5 protein-coding genes are annotated in these 6,772 nt (G+C 69.0%); 1 reads left to right on the forward strand and 4 read right to left on the reverse strand.

The genetic code is table 11. The annotated features are described in order from the left end of the window. Positions 1–447: 447 nt before the first annotated feature. Positions 448–954 (reverse strand): carboxymuconolactone decarboxylase family protein, encoded by a 507-nt coding sequence (locus CA983_RS13295; protein ID WP_086601096.1) that lies wholly within the window; start codon positions 952–954, stop codon positions 448–450. A gap of 80 nt (positions 955–1,034) precedes the next feature. Here CA983_RS13295 and CA983_RS13300 point away from each other — a divergent pair, with 80 nt between their 5' ends. After that, positions 1,035–1,913, forward strand: coding sequence for a sigma-70 family RNA polymerase sigma factor (locus tag CA983_RS13300; protein WP_086601097.1), 879 nt, complete (start codon positions 1,035–1,037; stop codon positions 1,911–1,913). A gap of 347 nt (positions 1,914–2,260) precedes the next feature. On the opposite strand, the gene CA983_RS13305 is transcribed toward CA983_RS13300, so the two are convergent. The 3 genes from CA983_RS13305 to CA983_RS13315 all read right to left on the reverse strand — a co-directional run bounded on the left by CA983_RS13305 (position 2,261) and on the right by CA983_RS13315 (position 6,688). Next, positions 2,261–4,336, reverse strand: a complete 2,076-nt coding sequence (locus CA983_RS13305) for a fibronectin type III domain-containing protein (RefSeq protein WP_086601098.1) — start codon at positions 4,334–4,336, stop codon at positions 2,261–2,263. 204 nt (positions 4,337–4,540) lie between these two features. Continuing rightward, positions 4,541–5,383 carry an IS5 family transposase gene (locus tag CA983_RS13310; protein WP_086601099.1) on the reverse strand — a complete coding sequence of 281 codons (843 nt, stop codon included), beginning with the start codon at positions 5,381–5,383 and terminating at the stop codon, positions 4,541–4,543. Positions 5,384–5,659: 276 nt separating this feature from the next. Then, positions 5,660–6,688, reverse strand: coding sequence for a CPBP family intramembrane glutamic endopeptidase (locus CA983_RS13315; RefSeq protein WP_244206855.1), 1,029 nt, complete (start codon positions 6,686–6,688; stop codon positions 5,660–5,662). Between the last annotated feature and the right edge of the window lie 84 nt (positions 6,689–6,772).

The following is a 6,772-nucleotide window of genomic DNA, read 5'->3' on the forward strand; positions in this document are numbered from 1 at the left end:
CTCTCCTTCTGGGGTTTACATTTGCAAGGAACCTCTGCGTGATCATGTTCACGTTCCGGAGTGGAACCGATACCCTGAGCTGCTCATCTTGCCCAGAATGCCTGGTGTGCTTAAGGAGGGGGTGACCCGCGCTGTGACCGCATCCGCTGGGGGCGGACGCCCACTGCCCGTCACAGCCTCACGCCTCGCGCACGACCGCCGCCGATCCCGACCACCGCACTCACCCCGGCGCCGGGCCGGGACCGGGCTGCGCTGTGACCGGCCGTAATCGCTTGCCCCTGGCCACACATGAACGCTGCACTGTGGTCGGGAAGGCACACCCTGTGCTCGCCGTGATCAACGACGACGGCTCTACGCGAGACGGCTCACTGCTGGGGGCGACATTGACTCGTCTCACCGAACAGTGAGTCGTTCCGGCGTGCTCGCTCCCCAGACCAGTCCGGTTGCTCAATTCCACGGGTCGGTGAACGACCGGCCGGGCACCGGCTTGGCGATGAGCGCTACGGAGATGAAGAAGCTGACCTGGCCGATCACGAACATCAGCGTGGCGAGCGCCTTGGGCTCATAGTGCTCGGCGGCCTGCGCATACAGCTCGTCGGAAACCCTCTCGCCGCCTGCGGGCGGCTGGAGCACCGCTTCCACAAGTGCCAGTGCGGCACGCTCGGCACCGGTGAAGTACGGCGAGTCATGCCAGGACGCCACGGACGTGATCCGCTCCTCCGACTCCCCGCCCTTGCGCAGGAATCCCGTGTGCAGAACGGTCAGGTAGGTGCTGCCCACGATCTGACCGGCGCGCAGCTGGACCAGGCTGATCGTGGAGCGGGGCACTGAACCGTTGCCGGTGACCCTGAACAGCGCCGCCGACACATCCGCCAGCTCGGGGACGAGTTCCGCGGGGTCCTCGGACATCCGCGGAACCATCGGGACCTCCGCCGTGAACGAACGAATTTCCATAGCCGTCTCCTAGATCGGTTACCTGTGCCCGTCCGGGCCCGTCATCCCCATGACGGAGCAAATTCGAGGAAGGTAACAACATGTCCGACACCAGCCCGACGGACCCAGTGGCCGAGCTGTTCGAGGCACAGCGCGACCGTCTGCGCGCGGTTGCCCACCACATGCTCGGATCCCACACCGATGCCGAGGACGTGGTGCAGGAGGCTTGGCTGCGCCTCTCCCGCCAGGACACGGCGACCATCCACAACCTCGCCGGTTGGCTGACCACGGTGGTCGGCAGGATCAGCCTCGACATCCTGCGATCGCGCCAGGCCCGCCCTGAGGCGTCCTACGACGGCAGGCTGCCCGACCTGATAGTGACGGTCGACGACGGCCCTGCGCCGGAGGACGACGTGACGCTCGCCGACTCGGTCGGGCTCGCGCTCCTCGTCGTCCTGGAGTCGCTCGGGCCGAGCGAGCGGCTGGCGTTCGTCCTGCACGACCTGTTCGCGGTGCCGTTCGACGAGATCGGCCACATCCTCGGCAAGTCCACCGCCGCCACCAAGATGCTCGCCAGCCGCGCCCGCAGGAAGGTGCAGGCGACCGAGCGGCCAACGGTCGTCGGACGGGAGCAGCGCGAGGTGGTCCAGGCCTTCCTGGCAGCGGCTCGCGGCGGCGACTTCGAGGGACTGCTGCGTGTGCTCGACCCCGAGGTGAGGCTGACTGCCGACACCCCCGATGGTGTGGTCGTCATCCTCGGCGCCACCCAGGTCGCCGCCGGCGCGCGACTCTCCGCCGGCGCAGCCGCGCGGGGGCGAGCAGTGCTCGTCAACGGCCTTCCAGGGTTCGTGTCTTGGCGTGAGGACGGCACCCCGCTCTCGGTCATCGCGTTCACCGTCACCGAGGGCCGGATCGCTGCCATCGCACTCGTGACCGACCCGGCCAGGCTCGCGTCGATCGACCTGCCGGATCCGGTGTGAGTTACTGCCGAGACGGTCGCCGCAGTGCGGACAGGCGGCACTCGTCGCGCGGCTTCGGTTGTGCTTGTGAGCGCTGGCGAGGCCATGTGCCAGCACCGCCAGACCGGCACAGATGCCCACGAGCAACTGAGACAGAACCTGAAAACCGTCTCAGAGCGTCCGGCAGTAGGCGTTACTTCAGCCTGCGGGTGGTGGCGCGGCCGCCTTCAAGGTGACGCCGAAGGCGTTCTCGGACTTCGTCGAGGCAGCGGCCCGCGGCTCGCTCTGACGCATACAGCGGCACAAAACAGGGAGGCGCCCGGCCGGGAACTCCGACCGGGCGCCTCCACTGCTTCCCCTGGCGGGAGCTAGTCCACCGAGGCGATCGCCGTCTCGCGGGCGTCCGTCTCCGTGCCGTCGGCGAGGGTGGCGGTCACGCGGTAGTACGTGGTCGTGCCCTTGGGCAGCGCCGCGTCGTAGTAGTCCCAGCCCGCGACGTCGCCCCGGGCCTGGGTGTCGACCTTGTCGAAGACGTGGGTCGACGGGTTCCAGCGGTAGACGTTGAAGCCGGTCACCTTGCTGCCGTTGGCGCCCGTGTCACTGGACAGCCACCAGGCGACGCGGCCGGTCACGTCGCCGTGGAGGTTGCCGACGGGGTTGTCGCCCATGGCCGGGCCGGCGTCGGCGTCGGGGCGCAGGTCGAGCTCGGTGACGTCCTGGACGGGGGCCCCGGTCTCGACGGTGAGCTGGTTGCCGTACTGGTCGACGGCGATGACGCTGTAGCGGAACTGCTCGCCGTCGGCGGCCATCCGGTCGAGGTAGTGGGTGTCCGTGAACTCCTTGGGCTTGAGGGTCCAGCCGTCGATGAGCGGCTTGTAGACCCACTCGCCGTCGACGAGGGTGCCCCGCAGGATGCGGTAGTGGTCGAGGCCGGGGTCATCACTGGCGTCCCAGCTCAGCGCGACGCCGTTCTCCTTGGCGGTGGCGGTCGTGCCCGTCACCGGGGGCGGCGGCGTGCTGTTCCCGGCGACGGCGACCGGCATCTCGACGGAAGGGGTGCCCCCGTTCCCGGAGTCGTCCACCGCGACGACCGAGTAGTAGTGCGTGGTGCCCGGCGGCGGGGCCGCTTCCGTGAAGGACGTGCCCTGGATGTGCTCGCCGACCAGCACGGGCGTGCGCCCGCTCTCCGTGCGCGGCTTGTCGTAACGGATGACCACGTACCCGACGAAGTCGTCGCTGTTGACCTCGGACTTGTCCCAGGTCAGCGTGACCCCGCGCTCGTCCTCGACGGCCTTCGCGTTGTACGCGGTGTCCACGGGGCCCGTCTTGTCCCGCGTGTAGAACTCCGCCGTGCCGGAGGCCGCGGACTCGTTGCCGTGCGTGTCGACCGCCGTGATGACGTAGTAATACGTGTCACCGGTCTGCGGCAGTGGCTCCTGGTACCAGGAGTAGGCGAGCGGCGTGTCGCCGTTCAGCCGGTTCGCCGCGGTGAGCGCGACCGGCCTGCCGGTGGTGGAGCGGTACACGTTGTACCCGGCGAGGTCCGCCTCGGTGTTCCCGTTCCAGGAGAGGTTGACCTTGTCGGAGTAGTCGGGCTTCCAGCTGTCCTCGATACCCGTCGGCGCCGCGGGAGCGGTCCGGTCGACGGTGGTGACGGACTTGTCCGCCGTACCCGCGGACTCGTTGCCCGCCTTGTCGTAGGCGCGGACCTCGTAGTAGTAGACCGCGCCGTTCTTCGGCAGCGTGGTGTCCGTGTACGAGGTGGAGGTCGTCGTGGCCAGCGGCTTGGTGCCGTACGAGGTGCCCTGGAGCCGGCGGTACACGCGGTAGCCCGCGAGGTCCATCTCCTTGTTGGCCGTCCAGCTGAACTTGGCCTGGTACGAGGAGTCGTACGTCAGGGAGGTGCCGGTCGGCACGAGGGGCTTGACCGTGTCGACGGTGGCGGACGTGCGGGGCAGGTAGTCCGCCTTGACGTTCGCGGCGCCCGTCCAGTTGACGAAGTCGAAGCGGAGGGTGTGCGTCCCGGACGGGATCGTGATGTTGACGGTCTTCGTCTGCGTCGTCGAAACGTTTTTCCAGATGTCGACCTTGCGGGTGCCGTCGAGGTAGACGCGCAGGCCGTCGCGGGTCTCGACGGGGATCGAGAACGGGCCGCCGGAACCGAAGTCCCGGGTGACCGTCCAGCGCACGCTGAAGTAGTTGCTGGGCAGGCCGGTGGCGGGGGCGCCGGTGCCCCAGTTCTGGTCGATCTTCGAGTCGCAGTCGGTCTTCTTCGGCGTACCGGAGAAGGTCGTGTTCGCGTAGAACTGGCGCTTGAAGACGGGCGACGTACAGGTCGCCGTCGCCGTGGCGGCGCCGGCGGCGGACGTGCACGTGAGCAGGGCTCCGGTCGTCGCGAGGACGGTGGTCGCGGCGAGGGCCGACGCACGAGTGGCTCGGTTCATGCCTTCCTTCGTTCTGGGTCGGCGGTGGGCAGACGGTGTCTTCCCACCGCCGACCCAGACCTTCGGGAAGGGCGGGGGGTTGTGCGGGTTTCGGGTGTGGCGTCCCTCACATATGGCGTGGGAGCGGGTGTCGTGCTCGTACGGGTACGCCACGGGCCGCCGTACCAGGGCTGGGTGAGGCCGGCGACCCGCTTGAGCTAGGCGTTACTTCAGCCTGCGGGTGGTGGGGCGTCCATCCCAGCGGTAGAGCGGGGTTGCACGGCGGGTGAGCATACGCAGCGTGACGATTGCGGCGGCCAGGTAGACGTAGAAGTCCACGACAAGGCTGCGCTTCTCGGTGCAGCGCCGCAACTTACCGAAGCCGTTCATCCAGGAGTGGGTCCGCTCGATCACCCACCTCGTGCCGGCCTGGACCGGGGCGGACAGGCCCTTGCGGGCGATCTCGCCGGTGAAGCCGAGTTCCGCAAGTGCACAACGGGTCTTGTCGCTGTCGTAGCCGCGGTCCAGGTTGACGTTTACCTGCTCAGGCAGCGGCCCAACCTGGATCTTCGCGGCTTCCAGGGTCGGCACCAGCAGGGGCGAGTCGTGCCGGTTGGCCCCGGCTGAGACCAGGCCGAGTGGGACGCCGCGGGCCTCGGAGGCCACCGAGCGCTTCAGGCCCTGCTTGCCCCGGTCCACCGGGGAGCGTCCGGCGGCCTCGCCGCCGCAGGGCGCCTTGGTGATGCAGCCGTCCACGGACAGCTCGCCGAGCTCCAGGCCGATCATGCGGTCGTACGCCTGCAGCGCCAGAGCGTGGACCTGCGCGGATATCCCCAGCTCGGCCCAGTATGTGAGGCGCCGTCGGATGGTGCGGTCCGAACAGCCGGGCCCGGCGACGCGCTCGTAGCCGCTCCCGTGCACCAGGGCGGCGATCACGTGCTCGAACACGATCCGGTCGGGGATGCGCGGATTGTGGCAGCCCAGCGGGTGGGTGTCCACGTGCTCGGGCAGCAGCGCCGCGAATTGGTCCCACAGGGGGTCGAGCAGGCACGATGGCAGAACAGGCACGAGCCCTCCTGTGATCACTGAGCGTAGAGAACTCCATGATCACCGGAGCTCGTGCCTGCTCTTCGTTCGAGGCACCCTCCGACCGCCGGTGCACGCCTAATGCCGGTCGCCCTCAGTTGATCGAGGGCATCCCAGGTCACCCCCGAAGATCGGCGAGACGCTCCCGCTGCTCTGTCTGCGCCCCAGGCCCGCTGGCGCGCGGTCAACGCACCCCACCTCGTTGATCCTGGACGGACCACTCAAACACCGGCGCCGGACTCTCTGGTCGAGCCACGGTTACGGCCATGGTGAAGGCGGGACCTCACTGCCGGCATGGCCGGGCGGGACCTTGAGCGTCGTAGCGCCCTGCGGTTGCAGGTGCGGCGCGGGCGATGAGGCGGCCCCGGACACCGGCGGTGAGAGGCGCTGGGGGCGGTGGCGTCGGGCGAGCCACAGCACGAGCGCGGCGTAGATCAGGCTCGTTGCCACGTCCACGAGGGCGACTTGCCAGGAAGAGTCGGCGGCGGTCTCGTCGGACGACAGCCCGTCGACGACAGCGGACGCGACGCCGAAGGCCAGCAGGTTGTTCAGGGCGTGCAGTGCGACGGCAGCCTCCAGGCCGCCGGTACGGATGGTCAGCAGGCCGCAGACCAGACCGAAGACCAGCAGGCCCATGAAGCCCCACCTGGTGCCCCAGCCGTGGGCGGCGGCGAACAGCACGGCCTGCGGGATCACCGCGAACCACGGCGAACGGACGAAAGCACCAACCGCCTGCGTCAGCCAGCCCCGGAACACGTACTCCTCGGCCGCCGCCTGCACCGGGACGAAGACGGCGAGCACGACCAGCGAGATGAGGAACGAACGCCCGCCCACCCATACGACGGACTCCCCCGAGTCGCCTCCGCTGTCGGGCAGGAGGACGACGGACACCGCCAGCACGGTCACGGGGAGCATCGCGGCGAGCAGACACCGGACCAGCCAGCGCCACCGCAGCCGTCCGGCGACCGACGACAGGGTGCCGGGCGGTCGCCGCCCCGGCCACCAAACGGCCAGCAGAATCAAGGGCAGGGCGACCGCGATGAAGGTGAGGTCCAGGGCCGTGTTGGCGATCGGGCCGAAGTCGTAGCCGCCGTCGGGCAGTTCACGGAGTCCGGCCGCTGCCCCGAAGCCGTAGGAGAGGGCGAACAGCAAGAGGTTGACTACGAGGTAGGCGCCAAGAGCCAGCACAGTGCCGAGTACTGGCCGCCACCAGCTGTGACGGCCAGTGCAGTGGCCCATGCGGTGGTAGGGGAGGCCGGTGGGGTGCGGTGGTAACGGGATTGTCATGATCAGTAGCTTCCCAGGCGGGGGCCGTCATCGCCGCAGATTTGCGGCTAGCGTCGGCTCCCCCGGGACCCCACCGGCCCACCC

This window comes from Streptomyces swartbergensis, from assembly GCF_002148965.1.
GTDB classification, from domain to species: domain Bacteria; phylum Actinomycetota; class Actinomycetes; order Streptomycetales; family Streptomycetaceae; genus Streptomyces; species Streptomyces swartbergensis.

Bases quoted from the DNA above. Each gene is read 5' to 3' on its own strand.
- CA983_RS13295 (WP_086601096.1), bottom strand. From the start codon at position 954: ATGGAAATTCGTTCGTTCACGGCGGAGGTCCCGATGGTTCCGCGGATG.
- CA983_RS13300 (WP_086601097.1), top strand. From the start codon at position 1,035: ATGTCCGACACCAGCCCGACGGACCCAGTGGCCGAGCTGTTCGAGGCA.
- CA983_RS13305 (WP_086601098.1), bottom strand. From the start codon at position 4,336: ATGAACCGAGCCACTCGTGCGTCGGCCCTCGCCGCGACCACCGTCCTC.
- CA983_RS13315 (WP_244206855.1), bottom strand. From the start codon at position 6,688: ATGACAATCCCGTTACCACCGCACCCCACCGGCCTCCCCTACCACCGC.